20 protein-coding genes are annotated in these 19816 nt (G+C 60.1%); 11 read left to right on the top strand and 9 right to left on the bottom strand.

Annotation, left to right across the window (positions count from 1 at the left end; translation table 11 throughout):
• Window positions 1-819 (bottom strand): ABC transporter substrate-binding protein, encoded by an 819-nt coding sequence (locus LRS40_RS20540; RefSeq protein WP_231312528.1) that lies wholly within the window; start codon window positions 817-819, stop codon window positions 1-3.
• 242 nt (window positions 820-1061) lie between these two features.
• On the opposite strand from LRS40_RS20540, the gene LRS40_RS20535 reads away from it, so the two are divergent.
• The 4 genes from LRS40_RS20535 to LRS40_RS20520 all read left to right on the top strand — a co-directional run bounded on the left by LRS40_RS20535 (window position 1062) and on the right by LRS40_RS20520 (window position 3888).
• On the top strand, window positions 1062-1223 hold the full coding sequence (locus tag LRS40_RS20535; RefSeq protein WP_181247256.1) for a hypothetical protein: 162 nt from the start codon (window positions 1062-1064) through the stop codon (window positions 1221-1223).
• Window positions 1224-1383: 160 nt separating this feature from the next.
• Complete coding sequence (locus LRS40_RS20530) at window positions 1384-2712, top strand: sensor histidine kinase (protein WP_231312527.1); 1329 nt, start codon at window positions 1384-1386, stop codon at window positions 2710-2712.
• Entirely contained in the window at window positions 2705-3328 is a 624-nt protein-coding gene (locus LRS40_RS20525) for a response regulator transcription factor (RefSeq protein WP_156263625.1), read from the top strand. The genes LRS40_RS20530 and LRS40_RS20525 overlap by 8 nt, the downstream gene beginning before the upstream one ends.
• Before the next feature lie 77 nt (window positions 3329-3405).
• Window positions 3406-3888, top strand: a complete 483-nt coding sequence (locus LRS40_RS20520) for a heme-binding protein (protein WP_231312526.1) — start codon at window positions 3406-3408, stop codon at window positions 3886-3888.
• 65 nt (window positions 3889-3953) lie between these two features.
• Here the strand turns inward: LRS40_RS20520 and LRS40_RS20515 are convergent, their stop codons facing one another.
• Entirely contained in the window at window positions 3954-4094 is a 141-nt protein-coding gene (locus LRS40_RS20515; protein ID WP_032617828.1) for a hypothetical protein, read from the bottom strand.
• A 127-nt stretch (window positions 4095-4221) separates the two neighbouring features.
• Here LRS40_RS20515 and LRS40_RS20510 point away from each other — a divergent pair, with 127 nt between their 5' ends.
• Window positions 4222-5040, top strand: a complete 819-nt coding sequence (locus LRS40_RS20510) for an MBL fold metallo-hydrolase (protein WP_231312525.1) — start codon at window positions 4222-4224, stop codon at window positions 5038-5040.
• A 43-nt stretch (window positions 5041-5083) separates the two neighbouring features.
• Entirely contained in the window at window positions 5084-5719 is a 636-nt protein-coding gene (locus tag LRS40_RS20505) for a carbonic anhydrase (RefSeq protein WP_231312524.1), read from the top strand.
• Window positions 5720-5759: 40 nt separating this feature from the next.
• Here the strand turns inward: LRS40_RS20505 and LRS40_RS20500 are convergent, their stop codons facing one another.
• The 6 genes from LRS40_RS20500 to LRS40_RS20475 all read right to left on the bottom strand — a co-directional run bounded on the left by LRS40_RS20500 (window position 5760) and on the right by LRS40_RS20475 (window position 11848).
• Complete coding sequence (locus LRS40_RS20500; RefSeq protein WP_231312523.1) at window positions 5760-6926, bottom strand: cupin; 1167 nt, start codon at window positions 6924-6926, stop codon at window positions 5760-5762.
• An 11-nt stretch (window positions 6927-6937) separates the two neighbouring features.
• Window positions 6938-7726 (bottom strand): HpcH/HpaI aldolase/citrate lyase family protein, encoded by a 789-nt coding sequence (locus tag LRS40_RS20495; protein ID WP_231312522.1) that lies wholly within the window; start codon window positions 7724-7726, stop codon window positions 6938-6940.
• Entirely contained in the window at window positions 7713-8435 is a 723-nt protein-coding gene (locus LRS40_RS20490) for an alpha/beta fold hydrolase (protein WP_231312521.1), read from the bottom strand. The genes LRS40_RS20495 and LRS40_RS20490 overlap by 14 nt, the downstream gene beginning before the upstream one ends.
• 11 nt (window positions 8436-8446) lie before the next feature.
• The gene (locus LRS40_RS20485) at window positions 8447-9211 is read right to left on the bottom strand and encodes an SDR family NAD(P)-dependent oxidoreductase (protein WP_231312520.1); all 765 of its coding nucleotides are present in this window, start codon (window positions 9209-9211) and stop codon (window positions 8447-8449) included.
• Window positions 9212-9214: 3 nt separating this feature from the next.
• Complete coding sequence (gene hisD / locus LRS40_RS20480; RefSeq protein WP_231312519.1) at window positions 9215-10537, bottom strand: histidinol dehydrogenase; 1323 nt, start codon at window positions 10535-10537, stop codon at window positions 9215-9217.
• A gap of 72 nt (window positions 10538-10609) precedes the next feature.
• Window positions 10610-11848: an MFS transporter gene (locus LRS40_RS20475; protein ID WP_231312518.1), complete on the bottom strand. Its 1239-nt coding sequence runs from the start codon at window positions 11846-11848 to the stop codon at window positions 10610-10612.
• A 351-nt stretch (window positions 11849-12199) separates the two neighbouring features.
• On the opposite strand from LRS40_RS20475, the gene LRS40_RS20470 reads away from it, so the two are divergent.
• The 5 genes from LRS40_RS20470 (at window position 12200) to LRS40_RS20450 (ending at window position 18171) form a co-directional block, all read left to right on the top strand.
• Window positions 12200-13270 carry a LacI family DNA-binding transcriptional regulator gene (locus tag LRS40_RS20470; RefSeq protein WP_231312517.1) on the top strand — a complete coding sequence of 357 codons (1071 nt, stop codon included), beginning with the start codon at window positions 12200-12202 and terminating at the stop codon, window positions 13268-13270.
• The gene (locus LRS40_RS20465; protein ID WP_231312516.1) at window positions 13267-14238 is read left to right on the top strand and encodes a nuclear transport factor 2 family protein; all 972 of its coding nucleotides are present in this window, start codon (window positions 13267-13269) and stop codon (window positions 14236-14238) included. The genes LRS40_RS20470 and LRS40_RS20465 overlap by 4 nt, the downstream gene beginning before the upstream one ends.
• Before the next feature lie 117 nt (window positions 14239-14355).
• Window positions 14356-15495, top strand: a complete 1140-nt coding sequence (locus LRS40_RS20460) for an ester cyclase (protein WP_231312515.1) — start codon at window positions 14356-14358, stop codon at window positions 15493-15495.
• The gene (gene hisD / locus LRS40_RS20455) at window positions 15495-16805 is read left to right on the top strand and encodes a histidinol dehydrogenase (protein ID WP_231312514.1); all 1311 of its coding nucleotides are present in this window, start codon (window positions 15495-15497) and stop codon (window positions 16803-16805) included. The genes LRS40_RS20460 and hisD (LRS40_RS20455) overlap by 1 nt, the downstream gene beginning before the upstream one ends.
• A 52-nt stretch (window positions 16806-16857) precedes the next feature.
• Complete coding sequence (locus tag LRS40_RS20450; protein WP_231312513.1) at window positions 16858-18171, top strand: amidase family protein; 1314 nt, start codon at window positions 16858-16860, stop codon at window positions 18169-18171.
• On the opposite strand, the gene LRS40_RS20445 is transcribed toward LRS40_RS20450, so the two are convergent.
• A complete protein-coding gene (locus tag LRS40_RS20445) occupies window positions 18158-19768 on the bottom strand; it encodes an FAD-NAD(P)-binding protein (RefSeq protein WP_231312512.1) in 1611 nt (536 codons plus the stop codon). The two genes, LRS40_RS20450 and LRS40_RS20445, sit on opposite strands and share 14 nt — an antisense overlap.
• Between the last annotated feature and the right edge of the window lie 48 nt (window positions 19769-19816).

The raw sequence follows: 19816 nt of genomic DNA, 5'->3' as shown, positions 1-19816 counted from the left end.
TTACTGGGCTTCTATTTTAAAGGCGCGAGGCTGCGGGGAGGGGGTCTGTGGCCCGAACCAGGCATCGTAGATCTTCGCCGCGTCGCCGCTGCTCTCCAGCTTCACCAGCTCGTCGTTCACCACTTTCAGCAGCGCGGTTTCGCCTTTCTTCACCCCGACGCCAATCTCCTCCTTACTCAGCAGGTCAGGGAGAATTTTAAACTCGGCTTTGTCCGGTGCATGCGCCAGCAGACCGGCCTGAATGGTGCTGTCCTGGGTGATGGCCTGTACGTTGCCGTTGCGCAACGCCGTCAGCGCCAGCGGAATATCGTCATAGGAGAGCACGCGGGATTGCGGGAAACGCTGATGCAGCGCCTGCTCCCCGGTGGTGCCCTTTACCGCCCCGATACGTGCTTTGCTGTAGGCATCCAGTTTATCAGCCCCTTTCGCCGGAACGAGGAACTGCTGCCCGGTCACGAAGTAGGGGGTGGAAAAATCGATCACCTGCGCGCGCTCCGGGGTGATGGTGATATCCGCCACAATCAGATCCGCTTTGCCCGACTGCAGCAGCGGGATGCGGTTAGCCGGGTTAGTGGCGACCAGCTCCAGCTTCACCCCGAGGGTTTTGGCTAATGCTTTGGCAAAATCCACGTCGTAACCGACGATCTCGTGGCTTTTGGCATCCACCGAGCCAAACGGCGGGTTGGCATCGAAGGTGGCGACTTTTATTACCCCTGCCGCCTTGATATCGGCCAGCTGGTCTGCCTGCGCCTGAGTTGCAAGAAGACCGCCTGCGGTCAGCAAACCAAGTGCCAGCGCGAGTTTTGTGTGTATTGCCATAAGAATATCCTCTGAGTCTGTTTTTGTTTTGTCCTGTTACGCTCCCATAACCGCCCCCGGCCGCCAAATGCCAATATCGTCTTTGCTATGTGAAAAAAATGATTAGTGAACAGCCGGTTACACAGAGGTGAAAAGAAAGAGGCTTTTGCGATTGGCGCAAATCCTCTGCCGGAATCGGCATTTCTCGCCGCGCCAGATTGCTGGTTTACTGCACTCAGGCTGAAAAAATGAGGAACAGGGCAATGGGCAAACTGATGAGTACGTTACGGCGGTTTTTTGCCGCAAAATCGGAAGAGAACAGCGCGCAGCGTATTATTGAATCCATATTGCCGGTTGCCAGCCTGTATGGCGTGGATATCGCCAACATTGACCCGGAGTGGTTCCATGAGCAAACGCAACGCTGAACACCGCCATGTGCGGGAAACCTACTGGAACGAGGTGTGCGTTCTTCCGCGCACGCCCCGCCATTCTGGACGTTAACATCCAAAAATCACCGCAAGTTTTGTCCCCGGCTTAGCTTCCTGCTAAGGTCTCTGGCGTCCTTTTCCAGCGCCAGTTAAATGAATGAACAGCCAAAAATTTTTACAACGTGGGCTTCTGATCTGGCTCCTGCTCTGCCTGCTGAGCAGCGTGCTGCTGTATGCCGAACAGATCCGCCGTCAGTTCTGGGATCTGGACCGGGCGTTTGCCGCGGCCTTTGCTGAGGCAGGGGCGGTCCTCACGCAGAATGAGTCGGTGCTGCCGCTGTTAAATGGCAATGAAGATTTAGCGGCGCTGCGTAAAAAATTCCCGCAAATCCTCGATCTGCAAAAGACTCAGGGCCGCGCCCTCGACGCCGCGCGGGTAGAACCCGTGGGCGACGCGCAATACTGGCTCTACAACCCCTGGCGGCAAATCCGGGTGCTGATCGACACCCAATCGGTGATCGGCGTCAGGCCAATTTTTTCCCATCTCAGCCTGGATCTCCGCGGTGACGCATCGCCACCCCCGGCGGACACCTTCTGGCACTGGCAGCGGCAGTTCTCTCAGCACACCCAACCCTTTATCCTGCAGGCCGATGCCCGACCGGCGTGGCTGAACGTTGCTCTGGTGCCGTTTTTGCTGCTCTGGCTGGGATGGGCCGGGGTGATTGCGGCGGGCGGGGTGATCCTCTGGCAGCGTAAGCAGCGGCAAAACGCCGACCAGCGCGCCAGGTATTATCAGCACGCCAGGCTCAATACTTTGGGGGAGATCACTGCGGGTATCGTGCATGAGATCAACCAGCCCCTGACCGCGGCCCAGACCTGGATCCAGGGCGCGCAGCGCCAGCTGCGGCAGGATAATCCCGAGGCGGTGTCTCAGGCCCTCGGGGCGGCGCTGGTGCAGACCCAGCGGATCGGTGAGCTCCTGACCCGCTTTCGCGAACATGTTACCCAGGAGAGGGTGGATCTGGGTGAGGTGGATCTGGCCAGCTGCTGGCATCAGGTCGGCAACCTGCTGGAGCACGAGCGCACCGCCAGACCTATCCGCCTGACCCATGATTTTGCCGCCGACGCCCGTACCCTCTGCGCCGACCGGCTCTGGCTGGAGCAGGTGCTGCACAACATCCTCAGCAACGCCATCCAGGCGCAGCAGGAGCGTGCGGCGGGGTGGGTGCATATCCGCAGCCAGCGCAGCGGCGAGTTTATCCGGATAGAGATCACCGACGGCGGGCCGGGTTTTACCCCGGATGCCTTACATAACGCCTTTATGCCCTTTTACAGCGGGCGGCAGGGCGGCATCGGCCTGGGCATGACCTTAACGGAGTCGTTAGTCACCAGAATGAATGGCAACCTGGCCCTGGATAATGCCCCGGGAGGGGGCGCCAGGGTCCGGTTGCAGTTTGCTTATCAGGGGAGTCAGGAAAATGGATAACGTCATTTGGTTAATTGACGATGATGCGTCTGTCAGGGAGTCGCTGGTTTTTCTGCTCTCCGGGATGCACTGGCGCGTTGAACCCTATGAGAGTATTGCCGCCTTTACGGCCGCCCACGGTGAAGAACAAGCCCTGACCGGTTGCCTGCTGCTGGATATGCGCATGCCGGGCAAAGGCGGGCTGGCCTGGCTGGAGGAGGGAGCATGGCCCTGGCCGCTGCTGCCGGTGATCCTGATGACCGGCCACGGCACCATTGATGCCTGTCGACGGGCGTTTCATAACGGTGTATTTGAATTTTTCACCAAGCCGCTGGATGCCGACAAGCTGATCGAATCCATTACCGCCGCGCTGGCGGAGAGCCAGCAACGGATAGTGCGCTGGCAGGAGGCCCGACGGGTCAGGGCGCTGTTTGAGCAGCTCACCGCCCGGGAACACGAAGTGCTGCTGGCCCTGATGGAGGGGAGCAGTAATAAAGAGGTCGCCGCCCGGCTAAACCTCTCGCCGCGAACGGTGGAAGCGCACCGTGCGGCGGTATTTCTCAAGCTGGGCGTCTCCAGCCTGGTGCAGGCCATCCGGGAATACGACAAATTGCAATCCGTAGAACTACCAGGATAACTGCGTAATCGACCGAATAACATTCTCTCGTCCGCTTGGGTACGCTGCATCTGTTTCCACTTACCCGAGGATGTGCGATGAAAAAGTTAATGATGGCAGCAGTTTGTGTAGCAGGGATGGTCAGCGTATCGGCGCACGCCCAGTCCGTGGCGCAAAAAAATCTCTCCCTGCCCCAGGCGAACGCCCTGGCCAGCGCGGCCATTCAGGCCTGCACTGCGAAAAATTATCAGGTCAGCGTCACGGTGGTGGATCGTGCCGGGGTCGTTAAAGCGGTACAGCGCACGGACAACGGCGGTCCGCACACCCTGAAAGCCAGCGAGATGAAAGCCTTTACCGCGCTCAGCACCAAAAATGCCTCGGGCAAAGTGATGGAGTCCGCGCAAAGCAACGCCGGAGCGCAGAACCTGCGTGATATTCCGGGCCTGCTGCTGCTGGCGGGTGGATTGCCGGTTAAGGAAGGGGATGAAGTGATCGGGGCCATCGGGATTGGCGGCGCACCGGGTGGGCATCTGGATGAAGCCTGCGCCCAGCAAGCAATTGACAGTATGAATAAATCGTAATTATTGCCCGGCGTACGGGATGGTGTTGTAGGCCGGGTAAGCGTAGCGCCACCCGGCTTTTTACATCAGATCTTGCAGGCGTCGCCGCAGTCATCGTCCGCTACAATCGCCTGGGCTTTTTTATCCGCATCTTCAAGGCGTTCTGCGTTACGTTCTTCCGCTTCATCCAGCCCGTCAAACACCAGATTGTTGAGATCAATTTCCATCATTTACCTGCTTTGTTCGGTTTTTGTTCCAGGTCGTATTATAGAGCAAAACAGTGGGCTGAGGCACCCCAGCGCACATAAGGTTAATCCTTGCCATACTCATGAATTATCCGGCTAAGGAGATGTCATGATCGTCCTCTGTAAAACCTGCGGCACGTCGTACGACGTGACCAGCGAACCGCAACAGTGCGCCATATGCGAAGATGAACGCCAGTACGTGCCCGCGACGGGGCAGGAATGGATCAATTTCAGCACCCTGACCGCCACCCACACCAACAAGTGGCAACAGCTCGAAGCCAGCCTTTTTAGCATCAAAACCGTTCCCGCGTTTGCCATCAGCCAGCGGGCGATCCTGCTGCGCACCCCGCAGGGTAACGTGCTGTGGGACTGCATCGCCAACCTTGACCCCGCCACCCACGCGCTGGTGACGGCGCTGGGCGGGATCGACGCTATTGCCATCTCCCACCCGCACTACTACAGCACCATGCAGGACTGGGCCGCGGCCTTTAATGCCCCTGTGTATCTGCATGCCAGCGACCGGCAGTGGGTGATGCGCAGCAGTCCCGCCCTGCGCTTCTGGGAGGGGGATTCCCTTGAGCTCGCCCCTGACGTCACGCTGCTGAGGCTGGGCGGTCATTTTGCCGGCGGCACGGTGCTGCACTGGAATCTCGACGGGGGCGTGCTGCTGGCCGGGGATATCCTGCAGGTGACCCCCGGAAAAGACGCGGTTTCCTTTATGTGGAGCTATCCGAATATGCTGCCGCTGCCGGCCAGCGAGGTGAGTGAAATCGCCGCCCGTCTGGACGATGTGCGTTTCGAACGGCTCTACGGCGCCTTTGAAGGGCAGAACATTTCCGCCAGCGCGCGGGAGATTGTTATGCGGTCGGTCCAGAAATATATTGCTTGTCTGAACTCGGGCCCGGTGGGTAAACTCGAAAAACCGTGATCTCGATCATGCCTGTACAATCACAATAAAATGAGACATTGCTATGCAACATATCATTGAAGGTTTTCTCAGCTTTCAAAAAGAAGTTTTTCCGCAACGTAAAGACCTCTTCCGCAGTCTGGCCTCCAGCCAGAATCCCAAAGCGCTGTTTATCTCCTGTTCTGACAGCCGCCTGGTGCCGGAATTAGTCACCCAACAGGATCCGGGACAGCTCTTTGTCATTCGTAATGCTGGCAACATCGTGCCGCCTTTCGGCCCGGAGCCGGGCGGCGTCTCCGCCACCATCGAATACGCGGTAGTGGCGCTGGGTATCACCGACATCGTGATCTGCGGCCACTCGAACTGCGGCGCGATGAAGGCAATTGCCGACAACGCCAATCTCGAGCCCATGCCTGCGGTATCACACTGGCTGCGTTACTCCGATGCCGCCAAAGCGGTGGTGGAGAATAAGACCTGGGACAACCCGACCGACAAAGTTAACGCCATGGTGCAGGAAAACGTCTTCGCCCAGTTGAGCAACATCAAAACTCACCCTTCTGTGGCGGTCGGCCTGCGTAACAACGCGATCCGTCTGCACGGCTGGGTTTACGATATCGAAAGCGGGGCAATTCTCGCTCTCGATAAAGATTCAAAAACCTTCGTCTCTCTGTCCGAAAACCCTGGCGTTTACTTCGAGTAAATGTCGATATTCAGGGCGGGCTCTCCCGCCCTGAATCCTCTTAAGGCAGCGCTTCCAGTCTGCGTCCCGCCCGCTTCGCCGTTTCAGGCAGTAGATCCACCGCCGTCACATAGCCGTCCGGATCGAGGCAGCGGTTTGCCGCTCTGGCCTGCTCCAGGATCGCCTCATCCCAGTAGACGCGCTTACGCTGATCGCCCTGGGTGGTGAGAATGCACTCCATGTCGCCGTCGAGCGCACGGTAAGACCGCCAGCTGTTCTCCGGCACCGAAATCACCGAGCGTTCAGGCGCGATGATGCTCACCTCTTCGCCCTTCACATTCCAGGTCACCTCCAGCGTCCCCTTAAAGACCATGATCACCTGCACATCCGGGCACAGGTGGCGGCCGACCACGTGATCTGACTCCAGGCGCAGCCACTCGACCGAGAAGCCGTGCGGATTAACGATGGCGGGAGCCGCGTGTTTATCCTGGCTGATACCGAAGCCAATCACCGGCGCGATCTCTCCCCCGTGGCCCGGCAGCACCGAATCGAGTAACCCCGCCGCAGACCAGCGACGATCCTCTCCGGTCACCGCCCGCTGACGCATCTCCTCCACGGAGTAGTGGCGCAGGGCGGCAATCTCTTCCGGCGCAAGCGGGGTCAACAGCCCCGCCAGTTCCGGCAGGGTATCGCCCGCGTTAACGTCGATGAGCATATTCTCTTTGCTCAGATACAGGCCGTACTCACTGGCGGCATCCAGAATCGACGGATGCCAGATGATCCCCCCGGTGTGGTTGCCGCCCAGCACCGTGTAGACCATGCCGCAGGTCTCTTCTTTACTGACGTTGGTAAAGCCGCGGAAGATCCAGGTCGGAATCGACAGAATGGCCGGGGCGCTGAACTCGGCTTCGTTTTCGCCGTTGGCTCCCCAGCGGAATCGCCAGGTCCCCTCATGAATTAAAAACACTTCGGCGGTGAAGTGCAGGTGCAGGTTATTGGTCACCCCTTTCGGCATCGCCGCCGCGCCGATGTTAAAGCCGTGCGGCTCCGGGATGTTCACCACCTGGGCCGAGGACTGGGTTACGCCCGGGCCGATAAAGGAGTAGTTCTGCTTCAGGTGCGAGCCGGGAAGTTTGCAATCAATAAACGCCAGATTGCAGGAGACCATATCTTCGGGAGCAACCAGACGTCTTCTGGCCTGTTCCGGGGTAATGTGACGTGCTTTCATCTTCTCTCCTGTTAATAGCCTGATGCGCCGGTAGTAGGGATCGCGTTGCCGCGCGCCTGGGCGACGGCTTCACGGGAGGCGCGGCCAAGCTGCATGACATCGTTGGCGGGGGTGACAAACCGGAAGCCTTCGCTGATGCGGCGGGCGGCGGCCTCGCCGGAGGTACAAAAGATCCCGGCGATTTTCTGCTGCTGACGACAGCGGCTGACCACTAACTCAACGGCAGCCAGCATCTCCGGATGACGGGATTCGGCGCTGGCGCTGCCGGTTAGCGTGAGCGACAGATCGTTTGGGCCGATAAAGACCCCGTCCAGCCCCTCGGTGGCCAGGATCGCATCGAGATTGGCCAGCCCTTCGCGGGTTTCGATCATCGCCAGGGTCAGAATTTCGTCATTGGCATGCTGAGGGTAATCGGCCCCGCCGTACAGCAAACCGCGGGCCGGACCAAAAGAGCGATTGCCCAGCGGCGGATAGCGGCAGGCGGCGACGAAGCGCCGGGCCTCCTCCGGGGTGGAGATCATCGGACAGATAATGCCGTAGGCGCCCGCATCCAGCATGCGCATGATCTGCGCCGGATCGTTATCGGCCACCCGTACCAGCGGCACCGCCGGGGTGGCGGAGAGCGCCTGCAGCATGGCGAGGGCGCTGGCAAAGTCTATCATCCCGTGCTGGAGATCGACGGTCACCGCGTCATAGCCCTGATGGCCGAGGATCTCGGCGCTGTAGCTGGAGGGGATCGCCAGCCAGCCGTTGATAATGGCGGCGTTTTCTTGCATCGCCCTGAGTTTATTCTTGCGCATCTGAACACTCCTTAATCCACTGGCGTAGCGGGGGGGCGACCTCATCGGGCGCTTCAAGCAAAGTGAAGTGCCCGGCAGCGGCGAGGGTGATACACCTCGCCTGCGGGGCGCTCTGGGCAACCAGCTGGTGGTGATAGGGCGTGCAGATAGGGTCGTGCACGCCGTTGATAATGATGATGGGGCAGGCGAGCGAGGCCAGCGCCCCGCGATTGTCCTGCCGGCTAATAGCGATCTCGGTCTGAGTGACTAAAGCATCGAGGCCACTCTCCTCTGCCATCCGGCAGATAAACTCCTGTAAGGCCTGGTCATCCAGACGCGACGGTGCCACATACTTCGGCCACAGGCTGGATGACAGCCAGTGGGTGAGCCCCTGCTGCCGGGCGGCGCTCACCGCCTCGCGCCGCACCGGGGCATTTTCCGGCGGAACGGCAAGCGGGTTCACCGACAGCAGCGCCAGCCCGGCAATGCGCCTGGGGGCGTCGGCGACCATCTGCAGCGCCACTATCGCTCCCAGTGAAAACCCGGCCAGCAGGAAGCGCGGCGGCAGATGGTCCAGCAGCCGCTGCGAAGCCTGCTCCGCCGAGACGTCTGCCGTCAGCCTGGGGCAGATCACGGCAGACAGGTTGAGCCGGGCCAGCACCGGCTGCCAGAGCCGGGCGTTACAGAGCGTGCCGCCAAGCAGGACCAGCGGCAGGGCGTGATTATCCACAGTCTCACTCCTCAGGTTGCGGTCCAGCCGCCGTCGACCATCAGCGCGCTGCCGGTGATCATCCCGGCGGCATCGGAGGCCAGGAACACTACCGGCCCCATGATGTCTTCGACGTTGCCCAGCCGACGCAGCTTGATGTTGTCCAGCACGTAGCGGCGAAACTCGGGTTCGGCCAGCGACGGGGCAGAGAGCGCGGTCTCAATAAAAGTCGGGCACAGCGTGTTGACCCGGATCCTGTCCTCGCCCAGCTCCAGGGCCATGGCTTTGGTTAACCCTTCCAGGGCAAATTTCGACGCGCAGTAGACGCTGCGGCGGGGGCCGCCGACGTGCCCCATCTGCGAAGAGAGATGGATAATGGATCCGGCGATCCGCTCCTCGCGCATCCGCGCCGCCACCCGCTGGCTGATAAAGAAGGTGGCCCGCAGGTTAATCGCCATCACTGCATCGAAATTCTCTTCACTGACGGCCAGAAATGCTTCGTGGCGCGCCAGCCCGGCGCTGTTCACCAGAACGTCAAATGCGGGCAGGCCGACGAGCACCGACTCGACCTGCGCCACGTCGGTGATATCCAGCGCCACCGGGTGCAGCACCAACTCGTGCTGAGAAGCCAGCGTTACGGCGTCGTCCAGCCCCTGGCGGTCCCGGGCGGCGATCCACACCTGTGCCCCGGCGGAGGCCAGGGCGACGGCGCAGGCAAACCCCAGCCCTCTGGAGCCGCCCGTCACCAGCGCGCGCTTGCCGTGCAGGCCAAAGGAGGGCATCTCAGGAAAGGTCATGGGTTACACCTTCTTTCTCACCGGAGCCGGGGTGGCGTAAGGCACCTCCACCTGGCCGTAGCGGCGCACACGAACGTTGGCCTGCTCGGCGTGTCCGGCAAAGCCCTCCAGCAGCGACAGGCGCGAGCAGTAGCTGCCGATCTCCGCCGTAGCTTCATCGCTGAGGACCTTCTGCCAGGTGCAGGTTTTCATAAACTTGCCGACCCACAGGCCGCCGGTGTAACGCGCCGCCTTCTGGGTCGGCAGGGTATGGTTGGTGCCGATGACTTTGTCGCCGTAGGCGACGTTGGTGCGCGGGCCGAGGAACAGGGCGCCAAAGTTGGTCAGATTAGCGAGGAACCAGTCGTCGCGGTCGGTCATCACCTGCACGTGTTCCGAGGCAATGCGATCCGCTTCGGAGAGCATTTCATCGTAGCTGTTGCAGACGATGATCTCCCCGTAGTCGTGCCAGGCCTGGCGGGCAATGTCTGCGGTAGGCAGTTTTTCCAGCAGGCGGTCGATCTCCCGCAGCGTCTCTTTGGCAAGCGCCATTGAGTTGGTCAGCAAGATCGCCGGAGTGGTAACCCCGTGCTCGGCCTGTCCCAGCAGGTCGGTGGCGCAGATCTCGGCGTCGACGGTGTCGTCGGCAATCACCAGGGTTTCGGTGGGGCCAGCGAAGAGGTCAATCCCGACCCGGCCAAACAGCTGGCGCTTGGCCTCCGCCACAAAGGCGTTGCCGGGGCCGACCAGCATATCCACCGGGGCCAGTGAATCGGTGCCCAGCGCCATCGCGCCAATCGCCTGAATGCCGCCGAGGGCGTAGATCTCGGTGGCCCCGGCCATTTTCTGCGCCGCCACGATGGCCGGGGCAGGTTCGCCGCCGAACGGCGGGGCGCAGCTGACGATGCGTGAGCAGCCCGCCACGTTGGCGGTAATAATCGACATATGCGCCGAGGCCAGCAACGGATATTTCCCGCCCGGGACATAACAACCCACCGCGTTAATGGGAATATTTTTATGCCCGAGGATCACCCCGGGGCGGGTCTCTATTTCCAGATCAAGCAGGCACGCTTTTTGCGCGCGGGCAAAATTAAAGACCTGCTCCTGCGCGAACTCAATATCGTGAATATCCTGACGGGTTAATTTTTTGAGACAGGCATTAATTTCTGCATCGGTCAGGCGATAATCCTGGCGGTCATAGCGATCGAATTTAATGGATAATTCGCGAATGGCTTTATTCCCGCGCTTTTCAATATCCGCAAGAATAAGCTCCACCGTTTCCCTTATTTGTCGCTGCGCATCCTGACGCTCCTGAACCGGTTTACTGCTTTTAAGTTGATAAGCCACACTCTCTTCCTTCTCTATTTATGATGAGGGGTACCCTCCCGGCGGGCCGGGATTATTAAATCGGCAATAAAATTACTGGTCGCGTGCGGGCGCGAGGGACCTATTAAGCGCTAATTCAACCGTCGCCGGTGTTTTACGGGAATAGACCCAGCGCACCGAGAGCGGGGTGGCAATCGCCGCCACGATCGACAGGGCAGCAATAAACAGATAACCGGACGACAGGTTGATGTGCTGCATCATCACGCCCATGATCACCGGCCCGGCAAACATGCCGCAGGAATAGATGGTCTGGAACAGCCCCATTCGCGTCGACTGTTCATCGGAGGTGGTGTTAACCACGCTCAGGGACATAAAGGCCGCGAACGCCATCCCGAAGGAGAACCCGGCCAGCGCCTGCAGGAGATAAATCAGATACAGATTGCTGGTGAAGGGGATACCAAAGGTCGAGCTCACCTGCAGCAGAATGCCCAGTACCGCCGTCTTCATCAGACCCAGACGCTGGTAAAACACGCTGCTGCACAGGGCAATCGCCAGGGCATAGAAGATCAGATGGATGTTGCTCAGCAGGGTTAAGATCCCCGCACGGCCGCCCAATTGTTCAGCGTAGATCGGCGTCAGCGTGTCGCGGGTGGCAAAGGGCACCAGGATGACAAGGGTCGCCAGAATACCGATCAGCCACACCGAGCGATCGGCCAGCTGCAGACGGGCACCGGCGACACAGGCTTTCAGCGTCGGGGCTTTTACCGGATCGTGGACGTCGCGGATGCGGGTGGTGAGGAACAGGGCCACCAGCGCCGAGACGCAGGAGACGAAGAAGGCGATGTTGTTGTCGAAATAGTGAATTAACACTCCCCCGATGCAGTTACCCAGGAACACCCCCACCGGCCCGGCCAGCGCCAGCAGCGCCACGGCGGCAGGTGCTTCTTTCTGGTCAAAATAGCGAATAAACAGGATGTTGTAGAGAACCCAGGTGGCAGCGGTGACGCCGTCTGCCGCTTTCGCCAGATACAGAGTGATGGCGTTCGGCTCAAGCCAGGCCAGCGGCCAGGCGATGATTGGCAGCACCAGCGCAAACTGGATAAAGATTTTCCGACTCTTCACCACGTCGGAGACAATCCCCAGCGGGAAGCGGATCAGCAGGGTCGCCAGGCCGCTGGCCCCCATGATAATCCCCATCACCTGCGGCTCCATCCCCTGATTGATCATCATCGGGGCCAGAAACGCATCAATGCTGTGAATACAGATAAAAAACAACACGCTGATGATAAAAAACAGCCGGGCTTCCGGTCGGCGTAACAGTGCTCGAAACATGGTTGTGAACCTCTTAAAACGTAATGGGTTAAAACCAGTCAAGTACAACTTTTACCGGCTGACTCCATTGGGTAACAGCCCAATTTGCCCGGTACCATTGACGGTGTGAAAACTGCTCTGCATACGTATTCAAAAATTGAAGTTACGAAAAGGTTTCAAATTTGTAAAGGCTGTTTGTCACCATTGTGAAAAAAATAATTCTGGCTGTTGCATACGCATGCAAAGATGGTGTAAGACTAAAAAGCACCCGCTTCCTGAGGCGCAGATTTGCGGGGTTTATGGCGGGTTTTGAGCATAACGTCTTGAATCTGTGCCAGAATGGGGAAGCGAAAGGGATAAGGAACACACGTAATGAAACGTAAGACTTTTACAGCGGTGACCTCTCAGCAGGTGGCTCAGCTGGCGGGGGTATCACAGTCGGCGGTGTCCCGCACCTTCACGCCGGGGGCCAGCATCTCGCCGGCCACCCGTGAAAAAGTGCTCAAGGCGGCACGGGAGCTGGGCTATCGGCCGAACGCCATTGCGCGTTCGCTCAACACCGCCCGTTCGCGCATCATTGGGGTGGTGCTCTCCTATTTTGATAATCAGTTTTACCCCCAAGTGCTGGAGGCGCTGGCGCAAAAGCTGGACACCCTCAACTATCACCTGCTGCTGTTTGTCGGCGATCGCGAGGGGAACGTGGACCGGATTTTCGACCAGATCATGCAGTACCGCGTAGACGGCATTGTGCTGGCCTCGGTCACGCTGTCGCTGGATCTCTCCGAGGAGTGCCTGGCTGCCGGGATCCCGGTGGTGCTGTTTAACCGCAGCGAAGAGAGCGGGATGGCCTCCAGCGTCAACAGCAATAACGAGGCGGCAGCCCGCCAGATTGCCGAGTTTTTCCTGGCGGCAGGTCACCAGCGTTTTGCTTACATGGGCGGCGTGGCGGACTCGTCCGTCAATATTGCCCGCCAGCGCGGGTATCTGGGCGCGCTGCAGGAGCAGGGGATGGACGACGTCCGGGTGGTCAACGGCAACTATGATGCGCAGCAGACCGCCCGCGCGGCTTACGCACTCTTTTCTGCTTCGCCCGCGCCGGACGCCATTTTCGTCGCCAACGACCATATGGCCGTCATCGTCATGGACGTAGCGCGCTACGAGTTTGGCCTGAGGATCCCGGAGGACGTCTCCATCATTGGCTATGACGATATCGGCCCGTCCGGCTGGGCATCGTACGCGCTAACCTCCGCCTCGCAGCCGGTGGAGGCAATGGTCGCCGCCACAGTGGAGCTACTGATGAAGCAGATCGACAGCGGCACTATCGAACCCGAGCAGGTGATCGTCCCGGGCAGGCTGGTGGTTCGTCACTCTGCGCGCCGCCCGCATACGGGCACCCTCGACGCAGAGGGTAATTACGTGTTCCAGACCCAGGAGGACAAATGAGCAGATTGCCGGGATTCAGTCCCCAGTTCGACTCCATTCAACAGTTTATTCGCACCCTGACCCACGTGGTCTGGGAGCAGAAGGACATTGGCCAGCTGGCTGACTTTTACGCCTCCCCGGTGGTCTTTATCACCCCGGAGAAGCAGCTTAACGATCTCTCGCAGTTTATGCGCCTGACTCTGGAGGCGATGCACAGCTTCCCCCAGCGTACGGTGCTAACGGAAGATATTCTGACGACGCAGAACCCCGGGGATGAGCATTACGCCGCCCAGCGCACCATCGCCTGTATCCGCCATCAGGGAGAAGGCTTCTTCGGCCCGCCGACCGGGAAAACCGTCTGGGTACGCACCTGGGCGGACAGGATTTGCGCCGAGGGGGCCGTGCGTCAGGAGTGGCTCCTGCAGGATCGGGCGGCGATTGTGGCCCAACTGGGGCTCAACGTGCAGGAGTTTGCGCGCAATCTCGACGTGATGCAGAACCAGCTGGGGATCGCCCGGGAAAGCGCCGAAACCCTCGACGCCCGCTGGGCTGGCGGGCCTGAGGGTGATGACGTCGAAGGACCGATTGCCGGGGTGGTGGAGCGTTATCTGACCATGTGGGCGGGGGGCAACAGCGGCACCGTGCCGGGTCTGTACCATCCTGCCGCCACGCTCTATGCCCCGGGGCACTGCATCGGCACCGGCGAGCAGGAGATCGCCGCGCTGCTGTCGGGCTACCGGGCATCCTTCGCTGACAGCGAAGTGCAATTGCACCACCTGATCGTGCGTCGGGATCCCAACGAGCCGGTGCGCATCTCCCTGCGCTGGTCGCTTCTGACCTGGCACGACGGCTACGGTAAATTTGGCGTGCCGACCCGTAAACCGGTCTCCATTACCGGTATCAGCCAGCTGGAATTACGCGACGGGTTAATTATTCGCGAATATCTGGGGATTGATGAATTAGCTATCTGGTCACAAATCGTTAATTAAACGAAATATCTTTATCTGAAAACATTTTTATTTCTGCCGCAATAACTATTGCGGCTCTCTTCTCCATCCATTCCGGGTGCGGGATCGTATTGTCTGAAAATAGATGCAGGAGTTTATATGTCTTCAACCGAAGCAACAAATAAAGCGCCAGCCGTACCCGAAAAAAACAGTAAACTCACCCGTGACGAACCGGTATTACAGGTTGAGCGCCGGGACTTTATTGATTTAGTGCCGGAGAAACGCCCCCGGGCGCAATCATTACGCGGATTCGATGAGTGCTATACCGATATTGTCGATTACATTGTTCGCTGCACCCATAAAATATGGGATGAACGCGACGTGGGATTAATTTACACCCATTATACCCACAACTGCGTCTTATATAACGCGCTGGGCACCCTCTATACCCGCGAGCAGGTGGTACAGGATACGCTCCAGCGTCTGGTGGCCTTCCCGGAACGCCGTGGCATGGCCACCCAGGTGATCTGGAACGGTAACGATGTGGACGGCTTCTATACCTCGCACCTGGTCACCGGCAGCGGTCGCCACACCCAGTTCAGCCACCTCGGCAAGCCGACCAACCGCACCTTCGTCACTCGCACCGTGGCCGACTGCATGATCCACGAAAACAAAATCTACCGGGAGTGGGTGGTGAGCGACAACATGTCCCTGATGAAACAGTTGGGGCTCAACACCGACGAGATCGCCTTTAACATGGCGAAAGAGCAGTTTGACAAGGGCTTCCGCGTCACTGACATCGGCGAAAACGGTCGCATGCTGGGGCAGTATCCGCCGGAAATGGTTTGCGACGTCTCCATTGCCCATACCGATACTGAAGAACAGTGCCTGCGCTGGCTGCACGAAATCTACAACCGCCGGATGCTGGGCAAGATCAAGGAGGTTTACGCCCCGAACGTCCAGTGGCACGGCCCGCTGATGAAAGAGCTGTACGGCACGGCGTCGGTGACGCACCAGACCCTGGCCCTGATCGGCATGATCCCGGACGGCGCCTGGCTGCCGCAGCATATCTGCTCCAATCCGTGCGAGGAGGGCGGCACCAAGGTGGCGGTTCGCTGGATCATTGAGGGCCACCATCTGGGCTACGGCGAGCTGGGTAAACCGACCGGCGAACGCCTGTTCGTGATGGGCATGTCTCACTACCACATTATTAACGGCAAAATCGTCGACGAGTGGGTGATTTACGATCACCTGGCGCTGCTGGCGCAAATCAAACTGGGTCAAATGGAGGAAGCGTAATGTCTGTACAGTCAATTGTTGACCAGGTGAGCTGGATCAAACGTCCCCAGGGGCAGGATGCGCAGGCCGACAGGTCGTTAACCGACACGGTCAGCGCCATTATTGAGCGGGTGAAAGCTGACGGCGACGACGCCCTGAAGGCCTTCTCGCAGCAGTTTGATAAGGTGGTGCCGGCGCAGTTTGAAGTCAGCGCCGAAGAGATCGACACCGCCCTCAGGGAGATGGATCCCCAGACCCGCCGGGACAGCGAGTTTGCTATCCAGCAGGTGCGCCGCTTTGCCGAGGCCCAGCTCGCCACCATGCAGCCGCTGGAGGTAGAAACCCTGCCCGGCGTCCATCTGGGGCACCGCATTATCCCCGTCCAGACGGTGGGCTGCTATGTGCCTGGTGGCCGCTACCCGATCCTTTCCGCGCCGGTGATGTCCATCGTGCCCGCGACGGTGGCTGGCTGTGAGCAGATTATTGCCTGTCTGCCGCCCGGGGCGCACCCGGCAATGATTGCGGTCTGCCACCTGGCAGGGGCGCATCGGATCTTTAAAATTGGCGGCGCGCAGGCTATCGCCGCCATGGCATGGGGGACCGAAAGCGTGCCGGCGGTGGATAAAATCGTCGGGCCGGGCAACGCCTTTGTCAACGAGGCCAAGCGTCAGGTGTTCGGCAAGGTGGGGATCGATGCCCTGGCCGGGCCGAGCGAGATCTTCACCATCGCCGACGACAGCGCCGATGCGCGTATTATTGCCGCCGACCTGCTGGCTCAGGCCGAACATGACGTCCATACCCGCGTGGGGCTGGCAACCACCAGCCGGGCGATTGCCGAAGGAACTCTGGCGGAAATCGAGCGCCAGCTGCAGTCTCTGCCTACCGCCGTTACCGCGGGCGAGGCCTGGCGTCGCCAGGGGGAAATTGTGGTCTGCGACGGTGAAGAGCAATTGATCGCCTTCGCAGACTACATGGCGACAGAGCATCTGCAGGTGCATACCCGGGATCCGCACGGCACGGCGGCGAAAATCCGCAATTACGGATCGCTGTTTATCGGCCAGAATGCCAGCGTGGTGTTCTCGGATAAATGCTGCGGCACCAACCATACCTTGCCGACCATGGCGGCGGCGCGCTATACCGGCGGGCTGTGGGTAGGAGCCTACGTGAAAATCTGTACCCATCAGTGGATCGACGAGCAGGGCATTGCCGCGATTGCGGAGCCGGCGATCCGCCAGAGCCGTACCGAAGGTATGCAGGGGCACCGCCGTGCCGCGGAGATCCGTCTGCATCCGGAGGCACTGGACGCCATCACCTCCGGGCTGCGCGACTAAAGGCGAGGGGAGGCCGGGCGCGGGCCTGGCCTCCGGCATGATAAGGGATGCGATGAAAAAACAACGGCTGATTCCCCCTACGGACTGTGTTGCGGAGATAACCCGGCGGCTGACTACTATCGATGCGAACCCGCAGCTGAATGCCCTTCTCGGGGTCAACCCGGATGCTCTTGCCGAGGCGGCGCAGTATCAACAACTGCGCCGTCGCGGCCAGCTTGCCGGGCCTTTGCACGGCGTGCCGCTGATCGTAAAAGATAACATCGCCTGCGCCGGGCTGCCCCTGACGTTAGGCTGCGCCGCGCTGGCTCAGCTGCGGGCGACAGCGGATGCCCTTGTGGTGCGCCGGCTGCGGCAGGCCGGGGCGATTATTCTGGCCCGGGCAAATATGTCCGAGTTTGCCTTTGACGTCCGCTCCCGCAGCTCGCTGGGCGGGGACGTGCATCACCCACAATTCCCGGTCATTACCGCAGGCGGCTCCAGCGGGGGTAGCGCGGCGGCGGTGGCGGCCGGGATGGCGGAGGGGGCACTGGGGACCGATACCGGCGGCTCGATCCGTATTCCGTGCAGCTATACCGGTCTGGTGGGCTTAAGGCCGCGGGTGCGCAGGGCACAGATGCAGGGCATTGCGCCGCTTTCCCTGAGCAAAGACACGGTGGGGCCGATGGTGCACAGCGTGCAGGACGCAGCCCTGCTGCATGCGATTATTCACGGGCAGATGCCGTCCACCCTTGAACCCCTGTCGCTGAAAGGCGTGCGGTTGGGGGTGATCCGCGCTCTGGAAGGGGACGCTCCTGAACAACGGGCCGTCTGGGATGACGCCCTCGCAGCCCTGAGGCGGCAAGGGCCCACACTCGTCGACATTGATCTGCCGATCCTGCCCGAGGTGGCGATAGCCACCTGCCTGAGCCTGTATGAGTTTCGTGTGGCGTTTGACGCCTGGTTACGCCAGCACCCTGGCGCGCCTGACGGGCTCCAGACGATTGTCGCCTCCGGGCAGTTTTTGCCGGAGTTTATGCCCCTGCTGAACCAGATGCTGGTCAGCCAGACGTTAAGAACGCCCCAGTGGCTGGCCGGACGGCAGCTGCGGCGTCGCCTGCGTCAGACTCTTGGTCTGATGGCTGAGCAGGGGCGGCTCGACGGTTTTCTTTATCCGACGGTGGGCCGGATCCCGGACAGCCTGGAGAAAATGCCGCCCGGCTGTGCACCCGAGCTGGCAGCCATCAGCGGGTTTGCCGCCATCACGATCCCCTGCGGCGTCACGCGAGCCGGCTTTCCCGTGGGGCTCGAAATTCTCTCTCCCGCCGGAGAGGAGTCCGCTCTGCTGACGCTGGCCGCCGCCTGCGAAACTACGTTTACTCTGTCGTAAACGGCAGCCGACGACGCACGCGCGAGGCGGGCTGTACCGCGGCTTTTGCCATCGCCTCGCCGATTTCGGCGCACACCACCAGCCCCTGCACAAAGGGACGATCGTGCATCAGGTACGGCAGGGCACCGAAAGCGATTTTGCCGCGCAGGTAGTCGGGGGCCAGAAGGGTGTAATCGTCCCCAACGTCGGGGATATCCTCCCCGGCGGATTCCAGCTGGTGGCGCAGGACCGGAAACGGCAGATCCTTGGTTTTGAGCGGTTGCTGCCCGCGCGCATCGATAAACACATCGAAATACCAGGCTTCATCCCGGGCATGGATCACCGTCCGATCCTCTTTTAACGCCATTTCATAATCGTCACCCAGGGTCAGAATGCTGATAACGCCCGCCTCGCGCAGGGCCAGCAGTCTGCAGATAGACTGGGACGGAATTGCCGCATAGTTATCGATGAAAATACGCGCCAGGCCGACCTTAAAGCGCTCTTTGTCCTGTTTTGTCAGGTGGGGCACAATCTTCTCAACGGCCTCGTGTAGCCGCAGGATGGTGTAGCGCCAGGGCACCGTGCGTTTGTCGCGCTTGTTGCGTTCCACTTCATCGAGGTTAGACACCGCCCAGCGGAACGGGCCATGTTTTTCCCTGTCGGCAAACCAGGCGTCGCGAATGCTGTCGGCCGTCAGGGTCTCTAACGCCACCGCGTCGCTCCACTGCGGGTCGGCGTGCTGCAGCTCGGCAACGATAAGATCAAAAATGCGGTCGAGTAAGCCCTCAGAGCCCTGTTCAATTGCGGCGTCTATTGCCGGTTCCGTGGCGAGGGTGAGCGGCTCGTAGGGGATGGGGCAGTAAAAGTCGGCTTCCGGCAGGATGCCCGAGCGGGACATCAGCACGATCTTCAGCGCTTCGCTGCCCTCGTCCAGCCGGAACTGGATCTGTTCATTATCGGCTTCAATGAATTTGCCATGCTGAACGGCGACGGCCATCGCCGCGTCCAGCCCACTCAGCGAGGTGCCCATAATGCCCACGTTGCAGGCGCGAATTTTTGCCTCCATCAGCCCGGACCAAGGGCTGGGGAAAAAGGAGCGGGAGGCATTATCTTCATCAGGCCAGACGTGACCGGTGGCGATAACGACCAGATCGAACAGCTTTGGCGCAGATTCCTCTTCAGTCAAAATATTGACCCCGTCAGGGGTTGCCTCCACGTCGGTGACCTGGCAGGACTCGCGCACCTCGATTTCAAAACCCGCTTTTTTGGCCCGATCGACCAGCTGCACAAATTGATCGCGGAAATACTCCCCCAGCAGAATGCGCGGCAGAAACTGCCGGACGTGCAGGGTTGATTGCTCCACGCCGTAGCGCGCCAGATGCGCATCGTCCAGACTACGCAGCCAGTCGATGTAGGTTGAAACCAGGGGGGGGATTTCGATACTGGCGATGTTAGCCAGCATCATTTTAGAGTTCTCTTCGTCGCTGTAGGGCATGCCGACGCCGGCTTTTTCGGCCTGCTCGAAGACCGTGATGCAAAGCGGCGTCCGATGGGTAAGTAGCGAAAAAAACGTATAAATGCCGGTCGGCCCTGCGCCGATAATTGCGATCCTTTTCATCAATGCTGACCCTTTTTTTGCCTGCCTGTAACGTCGTCTCAGGCACGC

This window comes from Leclercia sp. G3L (genome assembly GCF_021117075.1).
Lineage (GTDB): Bacteria > Pseudomonadota > Gammaproteobacteria > Enterobacterales > Enterobacteriaceae > Enterobacter > Enterobacter adecarboxylatus_C.
Note: the sequence above shows the minus strand (reverse complement) of the source record. Positions and strands in the feature narration are given on the sequence as shown.

What these genes read in the sequence shown, in the direction of transcription:
- LRS40_RS20540 (WP_231312528.1), bottom strand. Translation starts at nt 819, where the DNA reads ATGGCAATACACACAAAACTCGCGCTGGCACTTGGTTTGCTGACCGCA.
- LRS40_RS20535 (WP_181247256.1), top strand. Translation starts at nt 1,062, where the DNA reads ATGGGCAAACTGATGAGTACGTTACGGCGGTTTTTTGCCGCAAAATCG.
- LRS40_RS20530 (WP_231312527.1), top strand. Translation starts at nt 1,384, where the DNA reads ATGAACAGCCAAAAATTTTTACAACGTGGGCTTCTGATCTGGCTCCTG.
- LRS40_RS20525 (WP_156263625.1), top strand. Translation starts at nt 2,705, where the DNA reads ATGGATAACGTCATTTGGTTAATTGACGATGATGCGTCTGTCAGGGAG.
- LRS40_RS20520 (WP_231312526.1), top strand. Translation starts at nt 3,406, where the DNA reads ATGAAAAAGTTAATGATGGCAGCAGTTTGTGTAGCAGGGATGGTCAGC.
- LRS40_RS20515 (WP_032617828.1), bottom strand. Translation starts at nt 4,094, where the DNA reads ATGGAAATTGATCTCAACAATCTGGTGTTTGACGGGCTGGATGAAGCG.
- LRS40_RS20510 (WP_231312525.1), top strand. Translation starts at nt 4,222, where the DNA reads ATGATCGTCCTCTGTAAAACCTGCGGCACGTCGTACGACGTGACCAGC.
- LRS40_RS20505 (WP_231312524.1), top strand. Translation starts at nt 5,084, where the DNA reads ATGCAACATATCATTGAAGGTTTTCTCAGCTTTCAAAAAGAAGTTTTT.
- LRS40_RS20500 (WP_231312523.1), bottom strand. Translation starts at nt 6,926, where the DNA reads ATGAAAGCACGTCACATTACCCCGGAACAGGCCAGAAGACGTCTGGTT.
- LRS40_RS20495 (WP_231312522.1), bottom strand. Translation starts at nt 7,726, where the DNA reads ATGCGCAAGAATAAACTCAGGGCGATGCAAGAAAACGCCGCCATTATC.
- LRS40_RS20485 (WP_231312520.1), bottom strand. Translation starts at nt 9,211, where the DNA reads ATGACCTTTCCTGAGATGCCCTCCTTTGGCCTGCACGGCAAGCGCGCG.
- LRS40_RS20475 (WP_231312518.1), bottom strand. Translation starts at nt 11,848, where the DNA reads ATGTTTCGAGCACTGTTACGCCGACCGGAAGCCCGGCTGTTTTTTATC.
- LRS40_RS20470 (WP_231312517.1), top strand. Translation starts at nt 12,200, where the DNA reads ATGAAACGTAAGACTTTTACAGCGGTGACCTCTCAGCAGGTGGCTCAG.
- LRS40_RS20465 (WP_231312516.1), top strand. Translation starts at nt 13,267, where the DNA reads ATGAGCAGATTGCCGGGATTCAGTCCCCAGTTCGACTCCATTCAACAG.
- LRS40_RS20460 (WP_231312515.1), top strand. Translation starts at nt 14,356, where the DNA reads ATGTCTTCAACCGAAGCAACAAATAAAGCGCCAGCCGTACCCGAAAAA.
- hisD (WP_231312514.1), top strand. Translation starts at nt 15,495, where the DNA reads ATGTCTGTACAGTCAATTGTTGACCAGGTGAGCTGGATCAAACGTCCC.
- LRS40_RS20450 (WP_231312513.1), top strand. Translation starts at nt 16,858, where the DNA reads ATGAAAAAACAACGGCTGATTCCCCCTACGGACTGTGTTGCGGAGATA.
- LRS40_RS20445 (WP_231312512.1), bottom strand. Translation starts at nt 19,768, where the DNA reads ATGAAAAGGATCGCAATTATCGGCGCAGGGCCGACCGGCATTTATACG.